This is a genomic window from Pseudomonas haemolytica, assembly GCF_009659625.1.
Lineage (GTDB): Bacteria > Pseudomonadota > Gammaproteobacteria > Pseudomonadales > Pseudomonadaceae > Aquipseudomonas > Aquipseudomonas haemolytica.
In genome coordinates, this window is sequence record NZ_VOIW01000005.1 from 155,717 (window position 1) to 179,989 (window position 24,273).

Consider the following 24,273-nt stretch of genomic DNA (forward strand, 5'->3'; position numbering starts at 1 on the left):
GGCAAGTCCCCTCCCACATTTTAAACCGTGGCCACTTTGACCCAGCGCTCCTCGAGGGCCGCCACGCGAATCGCCGTCGCCAGCCGCTCAACTTCCCATGCGGCCTCAAAGTCCGTTCCCTGCGCACCCTGGCCGGCCAGGGCCATGATCAACTCCTGCACCTCCAACGTCTTCAATTCGTTGTAGCCCAACTGATGCCCCGCCGCCGGGCTGAACGCTGCATAGCCGGGCAGGGCAGGACCTGCCAGTACACGTTGAAAACCGTCCTGGCCGAGGCGGTACAGGCGCAGTTCATTCAAGCGCTCCTGATCGAACGCCAGTGTGCCTTTGGTCCCGCTGATTTCGAAACTGAGGTGGTTCTTGTAGCCGTGCTTGAGCCAACTACTGCTTACCGTGCCGCGGGCACCGTTGGCAAAGCGCAGCAGCGCATGCACCTGGTCGTCCACGGCGATGGCTTTTGACGTCGGGCTACCGGCCGTGGCGGGGCGTTGGGCATGCACGGTCTGGGTATCGGCACACACACTGACCACATCGCCGACCAGGTAGCGCGCCATCGACAGCAAATGGCTGCCCAGGTCGGCCAGGGCGCCGCCGGCATGCGCCACTTCACAGCGCCACGACCACGGGGACGTCGGGTCGGCCATGAAGTCTTCGCTGAACTCACCCTGGAAGCTGATGATATCGCCCAATTCGCCCTGGGCAATCATCTGCCGGGCCAGCACGATCATCGGGTTGTGCTGGTAGTTGTAGCCGACTCGCGTCACCACCCCGGCAGCACAGGCGGCGCAGCGCATGGCGTCGGCTTGCTCGAGGCTGACGGCCAGGGGTTTCTCGCAATACACCGCCTTGCCTGCCGCAATCGCGGCCATGGCCATGGGGTAGTGCAGGTGGTTGGGGGTGGTGATGGCCACGACGTCGACCTTGGGATCATTGATCAACGCCTGCCAGTCGCCATGGGCCTGGGCAAACCCCCAGGCGCTGGCGCAACGTTGTGCGCGTTCGGTGTCGGCGTCGGCCAGGGCGGCCAGCTTGAGGTGTACCGGCAGTTCAAATACCGCCCGCGCGTTATTGAACGCCAGCGCGTGGGCGCGGCCCATGAAGCCTGTGCCGATCAAGCCGATTCCGAGTTCACGCATAGCCGTGGTCCTTTGGATTATTGTTTTCAGGAAGGCTATTAATGGAATAAAAATTCCCTTAATTCAATAGATGGAATAAAAATTCATTTGGCGGCGCCAGTGGGACGCGCTTCTTGTACTCATCATTTCCCCTGATGCCGCTACATTCACCATCTGGCCAAACGCCGCCAGTTAACAAAAGATAACGTAGCGCCGATTGTCAGACGATTCCAAAGCCCGATAGGATGGCTCCTGCTTACTCCAGGCGCTCTAGATTGCAGGTTTCAAGGCCCTGGATGAGACGACCTAACAATAATAAATGGGAGAAAGGTCTATGAGTGAGCCTGTCATGGGTTGGGTTGTCTGCCGCCCACGTGCCGCACGCAGGGTTGCGTTGTTGGCCACAGCGCTCTCGCTGCTTGCAGGTGCCGTGTTGTCGACGCCAGTGCTGGCCGCCAGCGATACCACCGCCGCCGCGGTTTTTGCGATTGAATCTCCCAAGGCCGCCAAAGGCTTGATGATCGACGTGGTTCACGCGGGCAAGCGCCTGGTGGCGGTCGGTGATCGCGGGCATATCCTTTATTCCGATGATCAGGGCCACACCTGGGCCCAAGCCAAAGTCCCCACCCGGCAACTGCTCACGGCGGTGTTTTTCGTCGATGACAAACACGGCTGGGCCGTCGGCCATGATGCGCAAGTGCTTGCCAGCTCCGATGGCGGTGCCACCTGGACCCCGCAATATCAAGACCTCAAGCGCGAAGCCCCGTTACTCGATGTGTGGTTCAACGACGCCAGCCACGGCCTGGCCGTGGGCGCCTACGGTGCGTTGATCGAGACCACCGACGGCGGCAAAACCTGGGACGACATCAGCGACCGCCTCGACAACGAAGACCAGTTCCACCTCAACGCCATTGCCCAGATCAAGGACGCCGGCCTGTTCATCGTTGGTGAGCAGGGCAGCATGTTCCGCTCCAGTGACGACGGCCAGACCTGGGAAAAACTCGAAGGGCCTTATGAAGGCTCGCTGTTCGGCGTGATCAGCACCGCGCAACCGCGCACGCTGCTGGCCTACGGACTGCGCGGCAACCTGTACCGTTCCACCGATTTTGGCAGCACCTGGGAACAGGTTCAGCTGAATGCGGCGCGGGGCGCGCTGGAGTTTGGTTTGTCGGGCGCGGCCTTGTTGGATGACGGATCCATCGTCGTCGTAGGTAATGGCGGTAGCGTGGTGGTCAGCCATGACGACGGGGCGACGTTCAGCGTGTTCAATCGCCCGGACCGCATTTCGCTGTCGGCCGTCACGGCGGCGGGCGACGGCAACTTGATTCTGGTCGGGCAGGGTGGCGTTCGCGTCGCCACGCCAGCTGGCGCTGACCTCTCAAAATAATAAGAAGGCGGGTTTCAATGAGCAGTCATCACAACGATAAAGCGACCTTTCTTGAGCGCCTGATCTTCAACAATCGCCCGGCAGTGATCGTCATCTGTTTGCTGGTGAGCATTTTCCTGTTCTGGCAGGCGACGTTGATTCGCCCGTCCACCAGCTTTGAAAAGATGATCCCCCTCAAGCACCCCTTCATCGAAAAGATGATGGAGCACCGCAACGACCTGGCCAACCTGGGCAATACCGTGCGCATCTCGGTGGAGGCCAAGGACGGGGATATCTTCACGAAGGAGTACATGGAGACGCTGCGCCAGATCAACGATGAGGTGTTCTACATCTCCGGCGTCGATCGTTCGGGCCTCAAGTCGCTGTGGAGCCCCAGCGTGCGCTGGACCGAAGTGACCGAGGAGGGTTTTGCCGGCGGTGAAGTGATCCCGCAAAGTTACAACGGCTCGCCGCAAAGCCTCGACCAGTTGCGCAACAACGTGCTCAAGTCCGGCCAGGTCGGGCGCCTGGTGGCTAACGATTTCAAGTCGAGCATCGTCGATATCCCGCTGCTGGAGTCCTACCCGGACCCGCAAGATCAAGGCAAGTTGCTGGCCCTGGACTACCAGAAATTTTCCCACGAGCTTGAGGACAAGATCCGCAACAAGTTTGAGGCGCAAAACCCTAATGTAAAAATTCACATTGTCGGCTTTGCGAAGAAAGTTGGTGACCTGATCGATGGCCTGATCATGGTGGTGCTGTTCTTTGGTGTGGCCTTCGCCATCACCCTGGTCCTGTTGTTGTGGTTCACCAACTGCCTGCGAAGCACCATTGCGGTGTTGAGCACGACCCTGGTGGCCGTGGTATGGCAACTGGGCCTGATGCATGCCGTCGGCTTCGGGCTGGATCCGTACTCGATGCTGGTGCCGTTCCTGATCTTCGCCATCGGTATTTCCCACGGTGTACAGAAGATCAACGGTATCGCCCTGCAATCCAGCGACGCCGATAACGCCCTGACCGCCGCACGGCGCACCTTCCGCCAGTTGTTCCTGCCAGGGATGATCGCGATTCTCGCAGATGCGGTGGGCTTCATTACCCTGCTGATCATCGACATCGGCGTGATCCGTGAGCTGGCCATCGGCGCGTCGATCGGCGTGGCGGTGATTGTGTTCACTAACCTGATCCTGCTACCGGTAGCCATTTCCTACGTCGGCATCAGCAAGCGTGCCGTCGCCAAAAGCAAGAAAGACGCGAACCGCGAACATGCGTTCTGGCGGCTGCTGTCCAAATTCGCCAGCCCCAAAGTCGCCCCGGTTTCGATTTTCCTGGCCTTGATCGCCTTCGGTGGCGGCCTCTGGTACAGCCAGAACCTGAAGATCGGTGACTTGGACCAAGGCGCGCCGGAGCTGCGTCCGGACTCGCGCTACAACAAGGACAACAACTTCATTATCAGCAACTACTCCACCAGTTCCGACGTGCTGGTGGTGATGGTCAAGACCAAGGCCGAAGGCTGCTCGCGCTACGAGGCCATGGCGCCTATCGACCAGTTGATGTGGAAGATGCAGAACACCGAGGGTGTGCAGTCGGCGATCTCGTTGGTGACCGTGTCCAAGCAGATGATCAAGGGCATGAACGAGGGCAACCTGAAATGGGAAACCCTGTCGCGCAACCCGGACGTGCTCAACAACTCCATCGCCCGTGCCGATGGCTTGTACAACAACAATTGCTCCCTGGCGCCGGTGCTGGTGTTCCTCAACGACCACAAGGCCGAAACCCTTGACCGCGCGGTGCATGCGGTGCAGGACTTCGCCAAGGAGAACAACAAGGACGGCCTGGAATTCATCCTCGCCGCCGGTAATGCCGGGATCGAAGCGGCCACCAACGAGGTGATCAAGGAATCGGAGCTGATTATCCTGATCCTGGTGTACCTGTGCGTGGCGACCATGTGCATGATCACCTTCCGTTCCTGGGCTGCCACGCTGTGCATCGTGCTGCCGCTGGTACTGACCTCGGTGCTGGGCAACGCGCTGATGGCGTTCATGGGCATCGGCGTCAAGGTCGCAACCTTGCCGGTGGTGGCGCTGGGCGTGGGGATTGGTGTGGACTACGGCATCTACATTTACAGCCGGCTGGAAAGTTTCCTGCGGGCGGGCTTGCCGCTGCAAGAGGCGTATTACCAGACGCTCAAGTCTACCGGTAAGGCCGTGCTGTTTACTGGCTTGTGCCTGGCGATTGGGGTATGCACCTGGATCTTCTCGGCGATCAAGTTCCAGGCCGACATGGGCCTGATGCTGACATTCATGCTGTTGTGGAACATGTTCGGTGCACTGTGGCTGCTGCCGGCACTGGCGCGGTTCCTGATCAAGCCTGAGAAGTTGGCGGGGCAGAAGGGCAATTCGCTGTTTGCACACTAGGTCCGTAAAAAAGCCGCACGGTGTGCGGCTTTTTTACTACGTGTCAGCGGCTTAGTTTCACAACGGCAGGAACAGTTTCTCATCCAGAGGCGCTGTGATCCTGGCCTTGATTATTTTCTCCACGGTGCCGTTTTTTCCTGCCTCGCGAATCAAGTCCTTTTGGGTTTTGCGCCGTTGGGATGCGATTTTCAGATGCGCGGCTGTGTAATCGGCGCGTGGCCAGTTTTCCTTTGGGTAGTGAAAGTGGGCGTACCACACCGGTTTTTCTTGGCCTTTTTGGCGAACAGAGTATTCGGTGAAGAAATCACCACTCTCTGTAGGAGTGTCCCGCTGCACAAGGTTGATATCGACAAATTTATTGCGCCACAAGAAGTCTACATTTTCCGCTGTCGGCGGCTGAACCAAATAGCCGTCTGCCGCATGTTGGCGGGCGTTCTGAAACATTTTTTCGGCGGTGGCTCGCCAGTACGCAACCAATTCGGCGGTTTCAGGTCTGGCGAGATGGTTGGCTTCAGCCTGGTCTGCCATTGCTTTGAGTTGTTTGGCAGGTGTATTGATCATGTCGTACCAGTCTCTGGGGGAGACGGTGTCGCGTCGCAGCGGATCGGCAAGCTTTGTCTTCTGGAAGCGAATCGTACGCTCGATGCTTGCCGTGCCATCTATCAGCGTTTGCGCCTCTTTCTTGTAGCTCGCCAAGGACTTCGCGGGAGTAGAGCCTTGGGGCGCTTGTACGGGCTCAGCAGGGACGATCCTCACCCACCCACGGCCATCCGCATCCGAGTGATCGCTGTAGCTTGCTACTGGTTGGCCGCTTTGTGGATCGAGCACATCGACAATATCAAAGGTCCGACCGGGTTCCGGGGCGCGTAGTATGCCGAGCAAGGTCTCCTTGTGTTCGGTCTTGAACACGTGCTGATTATGCGGTCTGGTTTGTAGGTCGTTGCGTGCGGGCGCTGCTGGAATAAGAAACTGCTCTTCGTCGACGACCTGGACCAACTCGGTTTCCGCTTCAGCGATGAGCTCATTGAGTACCTCGGTGAAACGCTGGTGGTATTGCTCCCGAAAGAGCTCCGGATGCTCCTCCTGCATAAGGAGGCCGTCGCTCAATACCTGTTTGTATTTAGAGATAATGGTTGTGAGTGTGGCATTGCGTTCGCTCAAGGTGTAGCCGGTGTATTGGCGCAGATCGTTAAAAGCGGCTATTTCGGTTTTCAGGGATTCTGTCAGGAAGCGCCTCATCTGCAACCGATCGGTTGCCTCTGGGCTGCGGGCTGTCCATGTCGTGGTCAATAGTTTGAGGAACGACATCCTGTTCAGTTTTGCTGTCAGTACTCTGGCAGCGGGAGGGGAGGCGTATCGCTCTTGGATGTACTCCTCGGCGTTTTTCTTACCAAAGGGGGAGTCGTTCTTCCACTGATCAAATGTGTCACTGACCGGTTGCCTCGACGCCAATAGATTTTCAGTAGCGTGATAGGCCATTTCGGACACTTCCATCAATTCATCGTAAGCGATACTGGAGCCTCTATTGGTCTGGCTCATCAACTCCTCCAGCGAGGCGCCATTCACTCCAACGTGGCGAGCGTCGTTGGCCAGAGACGTGTAAACGTTATCTATTTCAGTCAGGGCGTGCAGGATGCTTTCGTATACCGATGAGCGGTCCTTTTTGAATTCGGACAGGTCGTCAAACCCACCGATTTTTTTGGGCGCAATGATTTCAATGGCTTTTTCGCCAGCCACCTTCAGGGCTTGTGTCAGCGGTTTGAGCGCCTGAAGTTGCTGGTCCAGGTTGCTCTTGAGCCGCTCGGTGGCTCGGCACTGTTCCAGATAGGGCGCAAGAAATCGCTGTGCCGAACCCTCATTCTTGGAAAGGTTGCGAAGCGTCTTGAGTTTTTTTCGAGCGGTCTCGTACTCGGAGAGGCTGGTATTGATTTTTTCGATTGCGGTTGAATGGGCTTCCTCCACTTTGCTCAATTCCCGCTTGCTGCGGTGGAAGTTCGCCTTTGCTTGCTTCTGCGCTAGCAGGTTTCTTTTGATTGTATCTTGCAGGCTCTCGTTTTTTGGCATGCCACCCTTGAGCTTGGGGGCGACGTCAAAGTGCCACAGACCCTGGCCATCGCGGGAGATGGGTGGCGCTATACGGGCCTTGTTCTGTTCATCAATGACGAAGGGGCCGTCCAGGTCGATCGCCACGCGGAACCAGGCCTGGCCGATATTGGCATAGAGTTGGTCGTGGACCTTATACAGACCCCTTCTGATGCCTTCGGTCAGGGGAGAGCCGGGCTCAGCCGGCGCCGGTACCTTGAACGTGTCGATCTGCGCCAGCAGGTTTGGCGTCAGCCCGCGTGGGCTCGATAACCGGATATCGATGGCCGTACCGTCGCCACCGAAACTGGTGGTGACAGGGGGTGTCGGATCCTGGCGGATGACGGCTTGGTGAACAACGGGCTCTTGAGTGTCACGGCGGCCAGGCCCGGGACTGTCGGGATTAGCGTCTGGCTCGAAGCGTTCAAACGTGTGTGCCGGCTTGCCGGGTTCCGCGCTGGAGGCGTGGCCCAGCGTCATGCCCAGGTTGATCAACAGGTCGACCACTGCCGACGTCGGGTCCGGGTCGTTTTGTGTGGAAAGCCGCTTGATGTCTTCTTCGCTATTGGCCAGTTGCAGCAACCAGCCCGCCATCGCCCCCGGCCCGCGCAATACCGGCAACAATGTGTTGAATAACAGCCAGCCGAGTTCCTTGTGCGAGGCCCAGCGGCTTTCAGCGTCGGAAGTGGATTGGCCTTCTGCCAGGGTGACCAGGCTGTTGGCGTTGGAGCGGAACCAATGGGTGAACAGGTCACCGTTGAGCAGGTCCTGGCGCAGCGTGGTGGCGTCAGCATAGCCGTCGACGGCGAGGGTGGTGGGCTTGGGCGTGGTGGGTGGGTCGAACTCGTTGAACACGGTAAAGCGCGCGATATTGGGTGTATGAAAACCGCCGTTGCCATAGACCGCGCGGGTTTTGTCATCTTTGAGCCAGGCCAGCACGCTGTCTTGCAATGCCCCAGGCTTGCGGACTGCCTCCAGCAGTGCCTCGCGGCTGGCGAATTCGAGCAACGCGGGTTTCAATTGAGGACGATAGAGAATATGTGGGCCGCTGCTGCCGGCCAGCGGTTCGATGATGAACATATTGTCGACCACGTCTGGCGTTGCCCCCGGCTTGCGCACAAATGCCAGGGGGCGCACGGTGATTTCCTGCCCGTCCACCTGTTTGCTGCCCGCGCCGGGCTGGGTGAGGGCTTCGACAAAACGGTAACCCTGGGCGCTTATGCCCGCTTCGCCCTTGAGCTTGAGTTCCAACGCCTGCATGGCGAGCTGGATCGGCACCTGCTCGACAAACCGCGCTGCCCGCTCCCGGGATTGCGGGGTGTCGCTGAGCAGTTCGCGATTGAGCAGTTGTGGGTAGTGGCGACCGATATCCACGCTGCTGATCAGGTTCTTGAGCATCTGCGGCATGTGCGGGTCGCTGACCGGTTGCCCGTGCAGGTGGACTTCCATCTCGCCCTTGGGCAAGCCCGCGAGGTTTTCCAGGGCCATGTCGACCAGGCTCATCTTCACCCGTTCAATGTAGCCGCTGCCCAGGTTACCCACGGCGACCTTGAACACCACGTCCACATCCTGGGCGGTATAGCCTTTGCCGGCCAGGTGCTGGTCCAACTGCTGCTGGGCATAGGTGCGGATATCGGGAACGCCGTCGAGGAAGGTACGACCGTCGTTGCGTTTCACGCTGCTGGCCAGTGCCAGTGCGTGATGTCGGTAGGTGTCGCGTTCCGCATCGTTGGCGTTACTGAGCCAACCCGGCAGCTTGTCACGCAGGCGCCCAAGCTCAGTAGCGTCGGGGGTGTAGGCGCCCACGAACCAGGGGCTTGGGTCGCTTGCCCGGGAGAACACCTGTTCAAGCTCATCCGGGGTGCCCGATGTTGGAAGACGAATGGACGCTACGTTTTCCACCATGGCATTTAGGATCAGCGCCGCTTGTGTATCGAAGATATTGGCGTCGGGCTCCTGGCGCTTCCAGTCGAGGCTGTCGAATACGAATGCCTTCTCCAGGTTTCGCCCCCAGGCATCGCCGAATGCTTGCAATGAGTCGTACGCGGTAATTACCCCGGCCGCGGTCGCATGCAGTACCTGCGTACGGCCGGCCACTTCCCGGGTGATCAGCAGGTCCGGGCTGAGCTGAGCGGATGTATCAGTACCTTTGCGCACGGCGGTGTCCAGGATGAACACCTTGGCTGCGGCGTCGCCTTTTGCGCTCTGGCGTTGCGCACGGTCCGGGTAGCTGATGACCTGATCGAGGGTTTCGCGTTGTTGCTCCGTGAGCCCGGGTTGTTTCAAGGCGGCGGTTCTCAGGGTGTCCCTCAAGGCGTCGCTGAGCCACAGCCAACGGTTCGCACCGGCCGCGCCTGTGTCTTGAGCGTTATAGGCATCGCCGGTGAAGTGGCGAATCAACGCTTGCTCGAACTCACTCTTGAGGGTGGTACGCAGGCTGCGGATCACCAACTCGACGGCCTGCATATCGATGCCCGGCGTCAACCCTTGCGCCGAGGGTGCCGGCTTGAGCGTATGGCCTGTGGCTTGGTCGATCAAGGTGCAGGCCAGTGAGTGTTTGTCGGTAAAGTCCAGCTCGCCGTCGCTGGTGAGGTGCTTCAAGGCCACGTCCAGAAAGGGCGTCAGGCAGTATTGCGGCGGATTGTTTGAGGTGGGTTCGGCCAGTGATGTGTATTCGAGGTCGAACGCCAGGGTGGGGTAGAGGTTTTTCAGGGCATCGCTGAGCATGCCCGACACCACTGAACGCAGCGTGGGGCGCTCGGCGAACTGGTGGGCAACGGTGTTAGCGGTGATGTCAGGCGAGCGGGGCGCTGTCGCCGGTTGATGCGTGGAAAGCGTGGTAAGAGGCGTTGAACGCAGGGGTACAACAGTTAACCCGGATTCACCCGCTACTTCGTAATGCAAGGTGGCATCACGCCTGCTTCTGCGCAGTGGCTGGCCGTGATCTGATTGGGGTGCAGGTTTGGAAGGGAGGGGCGGTGTTGCTTGGGCTGTTTCAGCCGGCTGGAGGGCGGCGGGAGTTGGCAGTACAGGGCTAAAGGCGTAGTCGAAAAGTCGTGGAGGGTGGTTTCCATGGATCATCGTGTAGCTTCCTTGTCGTTGAGATCTTGCCCGCTGAAAACTAACGACCGGCGCTCAACCGTTAAATGAGCAATGAGTAATCAGCTGTTTCCGGAGACGCTGTACCAGCGGCAAAGGCCGATGGCACGCAGGGCGGGTGAGGAGGCAGTAATTGTGGCGGCATATGAATGCCCCCGGTGGGAGAAAACAGGGTTTTAGGTTGATGCAACATTTTGACCTATCATGAGGTCTTTCCTCTGAACGACTGATGTTATGACTGCCGAAACTGCGACCCTCACCACCGTCCTTCCCACCAGCAACATGCTCGAAATCGATGGCCTGCACGCCTTTGACTTCGAGTTAAACGACGAGAAGTTGCTGATCACCGCCATGGACGGCCGTGCTGAAAAACGCTGGGCATTCAGCCTGGCCCAGGTACAGGCGGCCACGTTCGACGACACCCTGCAAAGCTGGACCCTGACCGGTGAGTCGGGCGAGCACCGCCTGATCTGCATGAGCGCCTTCACCGGCAACAATAACGATGAGGATCAAGCCGATGATGATGCGTAAATTCTGGCCCCTGCTGATGGCGGGCAGCGTCGGTGCCATGTCGGTGCAAGCCGCACCGGCCGACACCTATGAACTGCTGGTAGGCAGCTACACCGCCGGCAGCAGCGAAGGCATCTACCGCCTGCAATTTGACAGCCGCACCGGCCAGTTCAGCGGCAAGCCAGTGCTGGCGGCCAAGACGGCCAACCCATCGTGGTTGACGGTCTCCAAGGACCAGAAGTACCTGTTTGTGGTCAACGAGAACGGCCCGGGCCAGAAAGACCCGGTCGGCCGTGTCAGCAGCTACAGTATCGACCCAAAGAACCATCAGCTCACGTTGCTCAACCAGGTGCAGAGCCTGGGCAACGAGCCGACTCACTCCAGCGTCGCCGCCGATGGGCGCCACCTGTTCGTCGCCAACTATTCGGTGCTGGAAGACCCGGGCGGCAGCCTGGCGGTGCTGCCGGTAGACGCCGAGGGCAAGCTGTCGGCCCCGGTACAGTTGAGCGGGCACCCGGCCAGCCGCGTGAACCCTGAGCGCCAGGCGTCCAACCATGTGCATTCGGTGGTGTCGTCGCCGGATGGCAACTATGTGTTTGTACAGGACCTGGGGGCGGACAAGGTGTTTGTCTACCACTACGACCCCAAGGCCAATCACGAGTTGCCGCTGACTCCGGCCAACCCGCCCTCGGTGCAGTTGCCGCCAGGCAGTGGCCCGCGTCATTTGCTGTTCAGCGCTGACGGCAAGCACGCCTGGCTGACCACCGAGATGAGCGCCCAGGTCGCTGTGTTCGATTACAACGAGGGCAAGCTGACGCAAACCCAATTGCTGGACTATGCCGCCGGCCAACCGGTGTCCGACAAGGCCGGCGCCGCGTTGCATGCCTCAAGCGATGGCAAGTTCCTCTATGTGAGCAACCGTGGCACGGCCAACCAGTTGCTGGTGTTCAGCATCGACCCGGCCACCGCGCACCTCAAGGAAATCCAGCGTCGCTCCGTAGATGGCGACCACCCGCGTGAATTCAGCCTGGACCCGAGCGGCAAGTTCCTGCTGATCGCCAACCAGAAAAGCAATGAGATCGTGGTGGTAGAGCGCGACCCCAAGACCGGCCTGCTGGGTAAAACCGTGCAGAAATTGCCGATCGATGCCCCCAGCGACCTCAAGTTCCTGGTGCGTCAATAAGCCACAGGCCCCGCCATGCGGGGCCTGACCCTTTGTATTAATTCGATTGATAGCGGCTACTGTTTCAAAGCATTTCTAAGGTTCAACCCTCGGGCGTAAGTTGGGTTCCAAGGCCTTCCCCGGCCACCCAACCAAACGAACACAAGGGTTACCGCCATGAACTTCAATCTCTTCTCGATCATCGCCGCTTCCGCTGTTTCCGCCACTGTAGCGTTGCCAGCTGCCGCCACCGTAGAAGTCACCAGCAAAAAATCCAATGTCACGGCCTACACCCAGAAATACCTGCAACAGAGCGCCAACTTCTATGCCGCGCTGGATCACAAGACCCAGCACTGAGCCTCAATTGAGCGACGGTCAAGTGCGGGAGCTGGCTTGCCTGCGATGCTGACGACTCGGTGTAGCCCATGCACCGAGTGGATACCCTCGCAGGCAAGCCATCTCCCACACTTGATTGTATCGGCCTCAGGGTTTTGCCATCACGGCAATAAACAGCGGCGACTCCAGAAACCGCTGCAACCAAGCCTGCAAGCGCCGATACGGCGTCCCCGCGAACCACTCGCGATCCACATGGGCAAACTGCCGTACAAACGGCGCCAGCGCCACGTCGGCCAGGCTCAGGTGATCGGCAAGCAAATACTCCCGCTCTGCCAGCAAACCCTCCAGCTTCTGCAAGAACACCTCGCCCTCGGCCCGGTAAGCTTCCATCGGTTGCTCCGGGTAGCGCTCGGGGTACTTGTATCGATTCAAATGATGTTTGAACCCTTGGTCGTTCGCTTCAATCAGCTCGTACACCGCCGGATGACCCTGTAGGCGCCAGTCCTCGGGGTCGTGTTGGGCCAGCGCCCATTCCATGATCTCCAGGCTTTCCTCAATCACTTGGTCCCCGACGTTCAGCACCGGCACCGTGCCCTTGGGCGACAGCGCCAGCATCTCGGCCGGCTTGGCTTTCAGGCTGACTTCGATAATGCGCACAGCTACCCCCGAATAACGCAACGCCAGGCGCGCCCGCATTGCATAGGGGCAGCGCCGGAACGAATACAGCAGTGCTTCGTTCACTTGACCTCCAAAGTACTCAAGCCATTGCCCTGGCGCTTGACCTGAATCTGTACCGGGATGCGCTCGTGCATTTCCTGTACGTGAGAAATCACGGCCACCTTGCGGCCCTGGGCCTGCAGGCCATCCAGGGCGTCCATCGCCAATTGCAGCGACTCGGGGTCCAGGCTGCCAAACCCTTCATCGATAAACAGCGATTCGATCTTCAAGGTACTCGAGGCCATGGACGCCAGGCCCAAGGCCAGTGCCAACGACACCAGGAAGGTTTCGCCGCCCGACAGCGAGTGCACCGAGCGCAGTTCGTCGCCCATCTCCGTGTCCATCACCAACAAGCCAAGCATGCTGCCGCCGCGTTTAAGCCGGTAGCGGCGCACCAGTTGGCGCAGTTGTACGTTGGCGTGGTGCACCAGCAAATCGAGGTTGTAGGCCTGGGCGATCTTGCGGAAGGTGTCGCCGGTGGCCGAGCCGATCAGCGCATTCAGGCGCGCCCAGCGCTGCCATTCCTCGTAGGCCTTGGCGATCTGCTCGGCCAGGGCCTGGTTGGCGTTCTGGCGGCGCTGGTCTTCGGATTGACGTGCGCGCAGTTCGGCGCAGTGTTTCTCACCTTCGGCCAGTTGCTGGTTAAGCGTCGCCAGGGTGTTGTCCAACTGCTCGGCGTCCAGGTTACCGTTGTGCAACGCTTGGTGTTCCGCCAGGCGCTGTTCGCGCTCTTGCAGCAGTACCTTGGCCTGCTCGACGGCTTTTTCGCTGTTGTGCAGGTGCTGGCGCAACTGCGCGACCTGGGCTTCATCCAGGGCCAGCAGGCGCGTCAGGCCGTCGTCATCCAGTTCGGGGTGCAGGGCACGCCATTCGGTGACACGCGTCGCCAGGTTGTGTTGCTCTGCCTCCAATGCTTGCTGGCGTTCCTGTTGGGCCTTGAGGTCCGCCACCAACTGCACCAGGGTCGTGTGCACGGCGTGCAGTTCCTGGTTGGTATCGGTCTCGGCCTGGCGTGACTGTGCGACGGCCTGCTCCAGTTGCTGCTGCCAGTGTTCGGCGCTGGGGTGGTCACCCAACAAGCCGCTGAGTTTTTCCTGGACGACCTGATGCTGCGCCGCCAACTCGGCGACCTGCAGATTCAGGGCGTCGAGCTGTTGCTGGCGATGTTGCTGGTGGGTCTGTTGTTTCTCGATGGCCTGTTGGCGCTCTTGCTGCTCGGCCAGTTCATCACGCTGATGGCCCAACTGCTCAAGGCGTTGGCTGACCTGCTGGTCGAGCTGCATAAAGGTCGCTGCAGGTGTACTGCGCAAACCTTCCAGGGTGTGCGCGGGCAACAGGCTGGCGAAGGCGCTGAGTTCTGTGTCGAGGCGTTCGCGGTCGTTGGCCAGTTCGCGCTGCTGGTCCACCAGCAATTGCCGGGCTTGCTGGCTGGCGTCCTGGGCGGCTTGCAGTTGTTGCTGCAAGCGCCCGGCGTTTTGTTGCAGGTTGAGCAGGGCGCCCTGGCGGTGCTCGTCCTGGGTGATGCTTTGGGTCAGTTGGGCCAGTTGCTGGGCCAGCCAACTGCTGCGCTGGGTGGCGTCCTGGTTGAACAGCGACGTGTACAGAGGGTGCGCTTGCAGGCTCGGCGCCAGGCCCTGCTGCTGCGTAGCCAACTGCTCCTGCTGCTGCAGGAATTCCTTTTGCTGGCCGATCAAGCCGCCCACTTCGGCGCGCAGCTCGGTGAGTTTTTCCTTGAGGTTGTCGACGGCTTTCTGCGCCGCAGCCTCTTCGCTTTCATCGTGGCGACCGAGGCTTTGCAGCAGCGCTTCGGGCTGGTGATACGGATGCTCATGACTGCCACACACCGGGCAGGGCTGGTCATCCTGCAACTGCTCGCGCAGTTCCTCGACGCTGGCACTGCGGGCCAGGCGCTGGCGCTCGAGCAGTTGCTTGGTCACCGTCAGGGTTTGCTCGGCCACCGTGAGTTCGGCCTTGGTTTGCAGGCCGGTCTGGTTCAGTTGCTCGCGTTGTTGCGCGGCGGCGGCGAGTTTCTGCGCCAGCGCGTCAGCCTGTTGATCCAGCTGTTGCTGGCTGTCCCACAAGCGGGTGAGGTCTTCGAAGGCGCGCTGTTGCTTGCGGTTGTCTTGCAGCAGGCTGGCCAGCAATTGAATTTGTTCGGCCACTGCATGGGGTTTGGCACCGGCCTCCTGGTAGAGCAGGTCCAGGGCTTCACGCTGTTGGGTGAAGTGTTCGGCGGCGGTGCTGGCACGCTGCTCAAGCTGCGGCAGCTCGGCCTCGCCCTTGTGCAGGCGATTGCCGATCAACATCAGTTGTTGCAGGCGGTCGCGGTAAGCGCTCCAGGCATTGCTCAGCGGCGCGAGGGCGGCGCTGTGCTCAAGCTCGGTAGCCAGGCGTTGCAGGCGCTCGGTGACTTGGGCCTGCTTCTCGTGCAAACCGTCGAGCAGGGCCTGGCCTTCGGTGCAGGCGCGGGCGTGCTGCTGTTTCTCCTCGGTGCGCTTGGCCAGTTCCCTGTTCACGTGGGCGAGGTTGTTTTGTTCGTCGACGGCCTGGCGCAGCAGAGGCGCGGCGTCGGCCTGGTTTTTCAGGGCCTCGGAAAGAGCCGCTTGGGCGGCCACTTGCTGTTGTTGCGTCTGTTCCTGGCGGGCATGCAGGGTGACTTGCTGATCAATGTGCTGCTGAATCTGTAGCGCGAGCGGCGTCAGCAAGGTGCTGAGTTCTGCCTGGCGCAGGAAGTGATGGCGTTGCGGCGCCAACTGGTCGAGGCGGCTCAAGTCCTGGCGTTGCGGGCCCTGGCTGTCCCAGTGTTGCTGGGCTTGTTGCAACTGTTCGACGGCGCTGAGTTGGCGCTCCTGCCATTCACGCAGTTCCTTGAGCCAGGTGTGCTGCAACTCCAACTGCTTGAGCTGGGCCTGCTGGGCCTTGAGCTGTTGCTGGGCCTCAGCCAGCTGTTGATCCAGTTCGCCGCGGACCTCTGGGGCCAGGGGCACGACGCCGGTGGCTTGGTCTTGCAGCTGTTTGTGGGCGTCTTTAGCATCCTTGGCCTTGTCGAAGGCGCGGCGGCCGAGCTGGGTGTAGAGCGCAGTGTCGGTGAGCTTTTCCAGTAGTTCACTGCGCTCATTGTCATTGGCCTTGAGGAAGGCGCTGAACTCGCTTTGCGCCAGCAACACCGCACGGGTGAACTGCTCGAAGTTCAGGCCCAGGGCCAGTTCCAGCTGGGTTTTGTATTCGGTTTTCTGGCTGGCCAGCAGTTGCTCGCTGTCCAGGTCGATCAGGCTTTGCCGGCTGTTCTGCAACTTGCCGCTGGCCTTGTCGCGGGCGCGGTTGGCTTCCCAGCGCGCACGGTAGCGGCGACCGCTGACGCCGACGAAATCCACCTCGGCGTAGCCACCACCGGTGCCGCGCCGAATCAGGGTGCGCGGATCGCCGATGGAGATATCAGTGTCGGCATCCGGCATCTTCGCCTGGCCGGTATCACCCAGGCGCGGCACCGCACCGAACAGCGCCAGGCACAGCGCATCGAGCAGGGTACTTTTACCCGCGCCGGTCGGCCCGGTAATGGCGAACAGACCGGCGCTGGCCAGGGGCTCGGCGGTAAAGTCGATTTCAAACGGGCCGGCCAGGGAGGCGAGGTTTTTCAGGCGAATGGCAAGGATCTTCATGGCTGTTCACCCGCTTGTTGCACTTCCTGGAGTAGCACAGCGAAATCCTTCATGGTCTGTTCATCGACTTCACTGCCATAGCTGTCCTGCCAGGCGCGGCTGAACAGTTCCTGGGGTGTGAGCTGGTCGAGTTCGACCAGGCGCTCGTCGTCCGCTTCTGCGCTGCCGCGCTGGCCGGCGTACTCGGCGGCGATACGCACCAGGCGCACCGCTTTGCCTTGCAGGGCGGTTTCGATCTGCTGGCGCAGGTCGGGTTGTGGTTCGTCGAGCCGCACCCGCACTTCCAGCCAGGGGTGACGCTGGGTTTCGGCCAGCAAGTCGATGTCGGGCAACTCGGCCAGTTGCGTGAGGATCTCGGCCAGGGGCGCGGCTTCCGGGCGTTGCAGGTTGACCGAGCGCGGAATCGGCAGCGCTTCGACGTTGACCAGGCGTTCGCCCTGGAACGTCACGTCGAGAATCTGGTGCTTATAGCCGATTTCGGAAAACGACAGCGGAATCGGCGAGCCGCTGTAGCGTATGCGCTCTTCGCCATTGACCTTCTGCGGCTTGTGCAGGTGGCCGAGGGCAACATAACCGACACTCTTATCGAACAGGCTGGCCGGCAGCGCCTCGGCATTGCCGATGATCAGGCTGCGCTCGGAGTCTTCCGACACCGAACCGCCAGCCATATGCGCGTGGCTGATGGCGATCAGCGCCTGGCCCTTCTTGCGTTTGGCGTTGGCAGCGGCGATCAACCATTCATGCACTTGACCGATACCGCGCAGGTAGTCGTCCCCAAGGTGGGCACCGGTGACTTCCGCCGGGCGCAGGAATGGCAAGGCCAGGCACCAGGCGGCAATCTTGCCTTTAGCATCCGGCAAGGGGATCAGCAGGCGTTCGGCATCCAACTGGCCGTCGTCCAGCCACAACACCCGGCCAAGGGCATGGGTGCGCAGGCGGCGCATCAGCGGCGCGGGCAATTCGATACGCGAACCGGAGTCGTGGTTACCGGCGATCATCACAATAGTGAGGCTGGGGTTTTGTTCGTGGGCGCTGATGATGAAGTCATACAAGCGCTCCTGAGCCTTGAGCGGCGGGTTGACCGTGTCGAAGATATCGCCGGCGATCAACAGCACATCCGGGCGCTGGGCATTCAGTTGGCCCAGCAGCCACTCAAGGAAACAGGCGTGTTCGAAGTCGCGTTCCTGGCCGTGGAGGTTTTGGCCCAGGTGCCAGTCGGAGGTGTGGAACAGACGCAAGGCGAACTCCGTGGAGAAGATGAAAAGGAGGGGAGTTTACCTGTAAAAGCGCACCCGGTGCCCGCGGGTGACCACAGATCCAATGTGGGAGAGGGCTTGCCCTCGATGGCGGTGGGTCAGTGACGGAACAACTCTGGCTTGGCCTTGAACCTGTGGCGAGAGAGTTTGCTCCCGCTTGCGGTCTGACAGCCAACGACTCTCTAAATGAGGCGGCGCGATCCAAAGGTGGGAGCTGGCCGGGATGTTGGGTCTGATTGGGTACATATCCGTTTCTGCGGTAACGGCTGCTATTGGTTCCGCTCTTACAGCGGGTCACTTTTGAAAAGAGCCCAAAAGTAACCAAAAGGCTCTTGCCCCACCACTCGGCACCTCGCTTAGGCTCGGTGTGCCCGTAATCCGACATTGATTTGGGGGGCCGCCGCCACGCGCCATCCATGGCGCGGGGCGGCTAAACCGGCATCCCTGCCGGTTTACCCCCCAAATCAATGTCAGATTCCGGCCAGCGTGGTTTAACGGGGCGCCTAAGATCAAAAGCCAGATCAAGATCAAGATCAAGATCAAGAGCGGCTCGCTGCGCATCGTGGTTAGCGGTGGCTGACCCATCGTCATCGGGGGCAAGCCCTAATGCCAGTCAGTTAAGCGAACGAAATGTTCAAAGTAGCGAAGATCAAATGTGGTGTGTCAGTTGGCGTGCGGTTATTTGGGATACAGCGGCGGCAAGCTGGTGGTATCGGTAGCCGGGTCTTGCTCGCGCTCGGCCACCGGGATGGCCTTGATCGCACGCCACAGGTCTTCACCCAGCCAATACTGGCCGCTTTCGCTGTACAACGCGCCGTTCAACCCATCCAACGCATCCGACAGCGGCACAAACCGCGCCGCCATGTCGGCCAGGGTTTCTGGCTGTTGCCGCGCCCAGGCGTCGAGGGCCTGGCGGGTGGCGTGGGGGTCGTTGGCCTGGGTGGCGCGCTTGAGGTCGTCGAGCAAGGTGCGTGGGCTTGGGCCGGTTTGCGCGGCGCGCTGCACGGCTGGTTGCCGCCGGGCGCGCCACCAGAGGCCGAAGCCCAATAGGGTGGTGCAGGCCAGGGCCAGTGTGCTCAGTTGCCACAGCCACAGGCGCTCATCGTCGGGTGCGGTGATGATGGTCGGTGTCGCGGGCGTGTCTACCACCAGGCTTGGGTTAACCGCCACTTGCAGGGTACGCGCCGGCAGGCTGGTGCGTTCCAGGTGATCTTCGTGGGTATTCCACCACACCACGTCCACCGGCGGCAGCTCCAGCGCGCCGGCGCGGGTGGGCACCAGGGCTTCGCGGTCTTCACGGCTGCCGGTCAGGCCGCGGTCACTGGTCTGGTTAGCCATTACCGGTTGATCGGGGTAGCGGCGCAGGCCGTTGACCTCGGTGCTGGGCAGCGCCGGCAGCTGTGCGCTGGACAGGCCTTCGGCCTGGACGGTCAGGCTGCGGGTCAGGGAGTCGCCGACTTGCACGTGGTCAGGCGTGGGGTTCCAGCCTTCGCTCAGGGTCAGGCTACGCGCAGGTAGCCAAGGGGCGTCGGCGGGGTAGAGGTCCGGCTTGGGCTTGATCGTCAAGGGCAGGGCCGCGGAGCTGACGTGAATCATCTTGCCCGGCTTGGTGCCCTGTAGCGTGTTCTCCTGGGCCGGGCGCGACTCCACCAGGGTTGCGCTGAACGTCTGCGCGGGAATCATCACGCTGCCGCTGTGTTGTGGGTAGAGGGCGTAGCGGGTCTCGATCACGCCATGGCGGATGCTGTTGATGACCTTCTCATAGGTCCGCGACTCGCCCAACTGTTCGACGCGCGCGTCGGGAATCTGCAGTGGCGTGAGGCTGCTGTCGTCATACAGCGACACCGAGTGGTACACGCGTACGGTCAACAGCGCCTGGGCCTGCACGTACACGCTGGTCTGGTCGAGGTTGGCTTCGATAAACACCGGGGCCAGTTCGGCGCTGGTGTTCTGGCTGGCGGTTTCCACTACTTGCAGGGTGATCGGCTGGGTCTTGAGTGCGCCGACTTGCAAAGGTGGGATAACCACGTTGCCGTTTTCCTTGGGCAGCAGGGTGATGATCCAGCGCGTGGTGGCGTGGTTATCGCCGCCCAGGGTCGTGAGTTGGTTGATCTGGCGGGTGCCGCTGACTTCAAACTGCGCGTCCAGAGGGGACAGGTCCGGCTTGCCGAACTGGGTCACGTCGCTGGACTCCACCGTCAGCTCGACCGTTTCCCCGGAATTGAGGCGGCTGCGGTCAACGCTGGCGACCAGGTTCGCCGCCTGGGCGTGGCCTGCCGACAACGCGAGCAGGAGCAGAAGGGTGGTGCAGCGGCTCATCGAGTCGTGTCCTGATGTTGTTGCTGTTCGTACCAGAATTTGCGCCGTAGCAGTTCGCCGGGGTTGTCCGGGATCTCTTGCAGCCATTGCTCCAGGGCCTGGCGCCGCTCGCCTTCAAGGCGGGTATCGGCTGGGCGCAGGGGCGGCGTAGTGGTTTGCTCGTCTCCCAGCTCACTGCCCGGCACTTCGTTACCGCCTGGTTTTGGCGTAGCGCCGGCCTGGGTCTCACTTTTGCCGGCTTCGCCCTGGCCCTGGGCCGGCTGTTCGCCACCCTGAGCCGTTTGCCCGCTGGCGCCCGGTTGCGCAGTTTGGCCGGGTTGGGTGGTTTCGTCATCTGTGTTTTTTGCTGGCTGGGCCGGCTCGGGTTGCGCTTGCTCCTGCATCAGCGTTTCCACCAGGGCTTTGTTTTTCAGTGCCGGTTGCAGATCGGGCTGGGCCTCCAGAGCCTGTTCGTACGCGTCAATGGCCGCCTCGAACTCACCGGACTTGGCCAGCGCGTTGCCACGATTGTAGTGGGAATAGGCATCACTGCCTTGGGCAAAACGTTTAATGGCCTCGGCGTAATTGCCCGCCTCGTACAATGCCACGCCCTGCCATTGCGGGTCTTGGAAGTGTTCGGCGGCTTCGGCCGGGCGTTTGTGCTTGAGCAGGTACTGACCTTGTTGGTCTGGGCGCAGCCACAGGTCCTGGAGGCCAAACGCATAACTGGGTTGCGGTGCGCCCAGTAGCAGCAACGGCAGGCAGAACAGCCAGCCGCGACGCCCGGCGCAGGCGGCGAGCAGCAACAGTGGCAGCAGCAGCCAGTAGCCCTGGTCGGCCCAGGTATCCAGGTGCAGCACCTGGCCGTCGTTGCGCAGGGCTTGTGCGCTGTCGAGCAGGCCGAGTTGGCGCAGGTCCTTGTCATCCAGGCGCGCCGCACGGTAGCGGCCGCCCATTTCACTGGCGAAGGCCTTGAGGGTCGGGCTGTCGAGGCGTGGCACGAGGATCGCGCCCTGGTCGTCCTTGAGGAATTCGCCGCTTTCCTGGGTTACCGGTGTGCCTTCGCGGCTGCCGATGCCGAGGATCGACAAGGCCGGTGCCTGGGCACTTTGCAGTTGCAGGCGGATGCCTTGGCGTTCCTGTTTCGACAGCGAGGAACCGACCAGCAGCAGGCGCCCCTGGCCCAGGCCGCCTTGCTTGAGCAGGCCCAGGGCCTTTTCCACTGCCAGATCGGCGCGGTGGCCGGGCTCGGGCATGATCGACGGGCGCAGGGCTTCCAGCAGGTTGCGGCTGGTGGCCAGGTCATCCGACAGCGGCACCAGTGTGTGGGCACTGCCGGCATACACCACGATGGCGGTTTGTGCATCGGTGCGCGCTTGCAGCAAGTCGTACAGCTTGCGCCGCGCCTGCTCCAGGCGATTGGGCGGGCTGTCGGTGGCGAGCATTTCCGGGGTCAGCTCCAGCAGCACCACCAATGGGTCTGCGGGTTTCTGACTGGACTGTTCGACTCTTTGCCAACTTGGGCCCAGCAACGCCAGCACAGCCAAGAGCCAGGCAATGCCAAGCACCACCCATGGCAATTTGCTCTCGCGACCGTTGCCACCACTGAGCAACACGGCATGGAAGGCCGGCGGCAGGATCATCTGCCAGCGCCCGGCGCGCTTTTGCCGGTGCCACAACTGCCACAGCAACCAGCCAAGCAACGGCAGCAGCAACAGCCACCACGGGCGGAACCAGTGCGGCCACAGGGCGATCATCGACGCCTCCGCAAACGCAGGCGCTGGAGGCGCTGGCGCCATTGCGGGTGTTGTTGCAGGAAAATCCCCTTGTTCGACAGTTTGTTGAACCAGCGTTGCAAGGCGTTGTTCGGCCAGCGCTCCTGGATCACCAGTAACAGGCTCAGGATCAGCGCCAGGGCCAACGGGCCGCTGTATAACGCCTGGGCCGGGCGGGCCTGGGTGGGTTGTTGCTCGACAGGCTCGAGGGTGTCGAGGGTCTCCTTGATCCTTTGCAGTTCCTCGCCATCGCGGGCGCGGAAATATTGGCCGCCGGTGGCCTCGGCCAGTGCCTTGAGCGCCGGCTCGTCGAGGTCCAGGCTCGGGTTCACGCCGAGAATGCCCAGGGAGCCGGTTTGCTCGGGGTCGGCGCCGATGCCGATCGGGTAGATTTTCACCCCTTCCTCGGCCGCCAGGCGCGCTGCTGTCAGCGGGTCGATCTGCCCGGCGTTGTTGGCGCCGTCGGTGACCAGGATCAGCACGCGGCTTTGCGCCGGACGCTGGCGCAGGCGCTTGAGGGCCAGGCCAATGGCATCGCCGATGGCGGTGTTCTTGCCGGCAATGCCGATGCGGGCTTCGTCCAGCCAGGTGCGCACTGTGCGCCGGTCAAAGGTCAGTGGTGCTTGCAGATAGGCTTGGCTGCCGAACAGGATCAGCCCCACACGGTCGCCTTCACGCGCTTCAAGAAAGTCCCCGAGCAGGTGCTTGACCAGGGACAAGCGACTCACGTCCTCGTCCTGCCAGTGCATGTCAGGGAAATCCATCGAGCCGGACACGTCTACCGCCACCAGCAAATCCCGGCCACTGGCGGCAATCGGCAAGGGTTCGCCGAGCCATTGCGGGCGTGCGGCGGCGGTCAACAGCAGCAGCCACAGCACCACGAACGGTGCTTGCTGGCGCCAGGCGGGCAAGTTCACCCGGGCACGGCGGCGAGCCAAGCCTTCGAGATCGCTGAGGTAACTGACTTTCAATGCCGGCTCGCCGCTGTCGGCCACCGGCAGGATCAGGCGCATCAACCAGGGCAATGGCAACAGGGCGAAGATCCACGGCCAGGCAAACTCAAACATGTTTGCGAATCCAGGTGTCGACGGCCTGGGTCAGGCCGGCGATGGCTTTGTCATCGAGTTTGCATTCGGGTTTGTAGGCGCCCTCCACCAGCACCATCCAGCGCGTCAGGCCGGCAGCGGGGCAGCGGTTATCCAGGAAGGCCAGCCATTTGCGCCCGTTGAGGGTATGGCTCTGGCTATAAGGGTAGTCGTTGCGACACAGGCGTTTGAGCAGGCCGTTGAGTTGCTGCAACCAGGCGCCAGCGGGAGCGCCGTCGTAGGGCTTGGGCATCAGCGCCAGTTCGGCCAGGGCGGCGATGCGCAGCGGGTCGAGAGGCTGCTCGGCGCGGGCCACGGGGCGGCGGGTCGGCAAGAAGCGGCGCAGCCACCACAGGCCCCAGCCGAGCAGGGGGATCACCAGCAGCAACAGCCACCAGCCGGGTGCAGGTGGCCAGAACCCGATGGCCGGTGGGGCGATCAGCGGTTGCAGTTGATCCAGGCTGCTCATTGTTTTTTAACCGGGCGTTGCGGGTTGAGGTACTCGCGCAGTTGCTCGACCATTTCACTCTGGGTGCTCAACGGCATCAACAACACACGCAGTTTCTGCGCGAGCAGTTCCCAGCGAGCGATGCGGGCTTCGGCCTGGGCCTTGTAGGCCTGGCGCAAGTCGACGTTCAACGTATCCAGTTCCAGTTGCGCGCCACGCTCGGCAAAACGCAGCAACCCGGCGGCGGGCAGGGCGTGATCCAGTGGGTCGGAGATCGGCAGCAACAGCAGGTCGCAATGGCGCGACAGCAGGCTCAGCTGTTGCTCGGCGCCTTCGGTAAGCGCACGTTCGTCGCAGATCACAATCCCCAGGCTGCCCGGGCGCAGCACTTCACGGCCACGGCGCAAGGCCATGCCCAGGGCATCGGCTTCCGGGCGGCTTTCGGTGTTCAGGCTCTGGTTGACCCGCACCAGGCGGTTGAGCAGTTGCAACAGGCTTTGCTTGCTGCGCCGGGGCTTGATTTCGTAGTGCTCGCTGTCGCCGAACACCAGCCCGCCGACCCGGTCGTTATGCCCCAGCGCCGCCCAGCCGATCAGGCTGGCAGCCTGCGCGGCGAGCACGGACTTGAACATTTGCCCCGAGCCGAAAAACAGCCGGCAGCTTTGCTCGACCATGATGAAAATCGGCCGTTCGCGTTCTTCGTGGAACAACTTGGTGTGCGGCTCCTGGGTGCGCGCCGTCACGCGCCAGTCGATGGTGCGCACGTCGTCGCCGGCCTGGTACACGCGCACCTGGTCGAAGTCGACACCGCGCCCGCGCAGCTTGGAGTGGTGCAGGCCGATTAATGGGCTGCGCTGGCCGGGCGTGGAAAACAACCGCACTTCGCGCACATGGTGGCGCATCTCAATCAATTCACTGAGGGTTACGCGGATACCATCGCTTGCGTTCATC

Annotated in this window: 15 protein-coding genes; 5 read left to right on the top strand and 10 right to left on the bottom strand. The window is 61.5% G+C overall.

Annotation, left to right across the window (positions count from 1 at the left end):
* Positions 1–20: 20 nt before the first annotated feature.
* Complete coding sequence (locus FRT59_RS17380) at positions 21–1,136, bottom strand: Gfo/Idh/MocA family protein (RefSeq protein WP_153871818.1); 1,116 nt, start codon at positions 1,134–1,136, stop codon at positions 21–23.
* 328 nt (positions 1,137–1,464) lie between these two features.
* Here FRT59_RS17380 and FRT59_RS17385 point away from each other — a divergent pair, with 328 nt between their 5' ends.
* A complete protein-coding gene (locus FRT59_RS17385; RefSeq protein ID WP_198809854.1) occupies positions 1,465–2,502 on the top strand; it encodes a WD40/YVTN/BNR-like repeat-containing protein in 1,038 nt (345 codons plus the stop codon).
* A gap of 17 nt (positions 2,503–2,519) precedes the next feature.
* On the top strand, positions 2,520–4,895 hold the full coding sequence (locus tag FRT59_RS17390) for an efflux RND transporter permease subunit (RefSeq protein ID WP_153839563.1): 2,376 nt from the start codon (positions 2,520–2,522) through the stop codon (positions 4,893–4,895).
* A gap of 57 nt (positions 4,896–4,952) precedes the next feature.
* Here the strand turns inward: FRT59_RS17390 and FRT59_RS17395 are convergent, their stop codons facing one another.
* Positions 4,953–9,881, bottom strand: coding sequence for a dermonecrotic toxin domain-containing protein (locus FRT59_RS17395; RefSeq protein ID WP_233094269.1), 4,929 nt, complete (start codon positions 9,879–9,881; stop codon positions 4,953–4,955).
* Positions 9,882–10,310: 429 nt separating this feature from the next.
* Between FRT59_RS17395 and FRT59_RS17400 the strand changes: the two genes are divergently transcribed.
* The 3 genes from FRT59_RS17400 to FRT59_RS17410 all read left to right on the top strand — a co-directional run bounded on the left by FRT59_RS17400 (position 10,311) and on the right by FRT59_RS17410 (position 12,105).
* Positions 10,311–10,607 carry a DUF5629 family protein gene (locus tag FRT59_RS17400; RefSeq protein ID WP_153871819.1) on the top strand — a complete coding sequence of 99 codons (297 nt, stop codon included), beginning with the start codon at positions 10,311–10,313 and terminating at the stop codon, positions 10,605–10,607.
* Positions 10,594–11,769, top strand: a complete 1,176-nt coding sequence (locus tag FRT59_RS17405) for a lactonase family protein (RefSeq protein ID WP_153871820.1) — start codon at positions 10,594–10,596, stop codon at positions 11,767–11,769. Before FRT59_RS17400 ends, FRT59_RS17405 begins: the two co-directional genes overlap by 14 nt.
* Positions 11,770–11,925: 156 nt before the next feature.
* Positions 11,926–12,105: a hypothetical protein gene (locus tag FRT59_RS17410; protein ID WP_153839566.1), complete on the top strand. Its 180-nt coding sequence runs from the start codon at positions 11,926–11,928 to the stop codon at positions 12,103–12,105.
* A gap of 126 nt (positions 12,106–12,231) precedes the next feature.
* Here FRT59_RS17410 and FRT59_RS17415 read toward each other — a convergent pair whose 3' ends face one another.
* From FRT59_RS17415 to FRT59_RS17450, 8 genes are all read right to left on the bottom strand, one after another.
* A complete protein-coding gene (locus FRT59_RS17415; protein ID WP_198809847.1) occupies positions 12,232–12,825 on the bottom strand; it encodes a glutathione S-transferase in 594 nt (197 codons plus the stop codon).
* Positions 12,822–16,460, bottom strand: coding sequence for an AAA family ATPase (locus FRT59_RS17420; RefSeq protein WP_153871821.1), 3,639 nt, complete (start codon positions 16,458–16,460; stop codon positions 12,822–12,824). The genes FRT59_RS17415 and FRT59_RS17420 overlap by 4 nt, the downstream gene beginning before the upstream one ends.
* A complete protein-coding gene (locus tag FRT59_RS17425; RefSeq protein WP_153871822.1) occupies positions 16,457–17,698 on the bottom strand; it encodes an exonuclease SbcCD subunit D C-terminal domain-containing protein in 1,242 nt (413 codons plus the stop codon). The genes FRT59_RS17420 and FRT59_RS17425 overlap by 4 nt, the downstream gene beginning before the upstream one ends.
* 696 nt (positions 17,699–18,394) lie before the next feature.
* Positions 18,395–20,035 (bottom strand): BatD family protein, encoded by a 1,641-nt coding sequence (locus tag FRT59_RS17430; RefSeq protein WP_153839568.1) that lies wholly within the window; start codon positions 20,033–20,035, stop codon positions 18,395–18,397.
* A complete protein-coding gene (locus FRT59_RS17435) occupies positions 20,032–21,771 on the bottom strand; it encodes a tetratricopeptide repeat protein (protein ID WP_153871823.1) in 1,740 nt (579 codons plus the stop codon). Before FRT59_RS17435 ends, FRT59_RS17430 begins: the two co-directional genes overlap by 4 nt.
* Positions 21,768–22,856 (bottom strand): vWA domain-containing protein, encoded by a 1,089-nt coding sequence (locus FRT59_RS17440; RefSeq protein ID WP_034119886.1) that lies wholly within the window; start codon positions 22,854–22,856, stop codon positions 21,768–21,770. Before FRT59_RS17440 ends, FRT59_RS17435 begins: the two co-directional genes overlap by 4 nt.
* Entirely contained in the window at positions 22,849–23,343 is a 495-nt protein-coding gene (locus FRT59_RS17445; RefSeq protein WP_017136650.1) for a DUF4381 domain-containing protein, read from the bottom strand. Before FRT59_RS17445 ends, FRT59_RS17440 begins: the two co-directional genes overlap by 8 nt.
* Positions 23,340–24,272, bottom strand: a complete 933-nt coding sequence (locus tag FRT59_RS17450) for a DUF58 domain-containing protein (protein ID WP_034119885.1) — start codon at positions 24,270–24,272, stop codon at positions 23,340–23,342. Before FRT59_RS17450 ends, FRT59_RS17445 begins: the two co-directional genes overlap by 4 nt.
* Between the last annotated feature and the right edge of the window lies 1 nt (position 24,273).

Coding starts and splice junctions, on each gene's coding strand:
- FRT59_RS17420 (WP_153871821.1), bottom strand. CDS start 16,460: ATGAAGATCCTTGCCATTCGCCTGAAAAACCTCGCCTCCCTGGCCGGC.
- FRT59_RS17380 (WP_153871818.1), bottom strand. CDS start 1,136: ATGCGTGAACTCGGAATCGGCTTGATCGGCACAGGCTTCATGGGCCGC.
- FRT59_RS17445 (WP_017136650.1), bottom strand. CDS start 23,343: ATGAGCAGCCTGGATCAACTGCAACCGCTGATCGCCCCACCGGCCATC.
- FRT59_RS17385 (WP_198809854.1), top strand. CDS start 1,465: ATGGGTTGGGTTGTCTGCCGCCCACGTGCCGCACGCAGGGTTGCGTTG.
- FRT59_RS17430 (WP_153839568.1), bottom strand. CDS start 20,035: ATGAGCCGCTGCACCACCCTTCTGCTCCTGCTCGCGTTGTCGGCAGGC.
- FRT59_RS17390 (WP_153839563.1), top strand. CDS start 2,520: ATGAGCAGTCATCACAACGATAAAGCGACCTTTCTTGAGCGCCTGATC.
- FRT59_RS17405 (WP_153871820.1), top strand. CDS start 10,594: ATGATGATGCGTAAATTCTGGCCCCTGCTGATGGCGGGCAGCGTCGGT.
- FRT59_RS17450 (WP_034119885.1), bottom strand. CDS start 24,272: ATGAACGCAAGCGATGGTATCCGCGTAACCCTCAGTGAATTGATTGAG.
- FRT59_RS17435 (WP_153871823.1), bottom strand. CDS start 21,771: ATGATCGCCCTGTGGCCGCACTGGTTCCGCCCGTGGTGGCTGTTGCTG.
- FRT59_RS17410 (WP_153839566.1), top strand. CDS start 11,926: ATGAACTTCAATCTCTTCTCGATCATCGCCGCTTCCGCTGTTTCCGCC.
- FRT59_RS17400 (WP_153871819.1), top strand. CDS start 10,311: ATGACTGCCGAAACTGCGACCCTCACCACCGTCCTTCCCACCAGCAAC.
- FRT59_RS17440 (WP_034119886.1), bottom strand. CDS start 22,856: ATGTTTGAGTTTGCCTGGCCGTGGATCTTCGCCCTGTTGCCATTGCCC.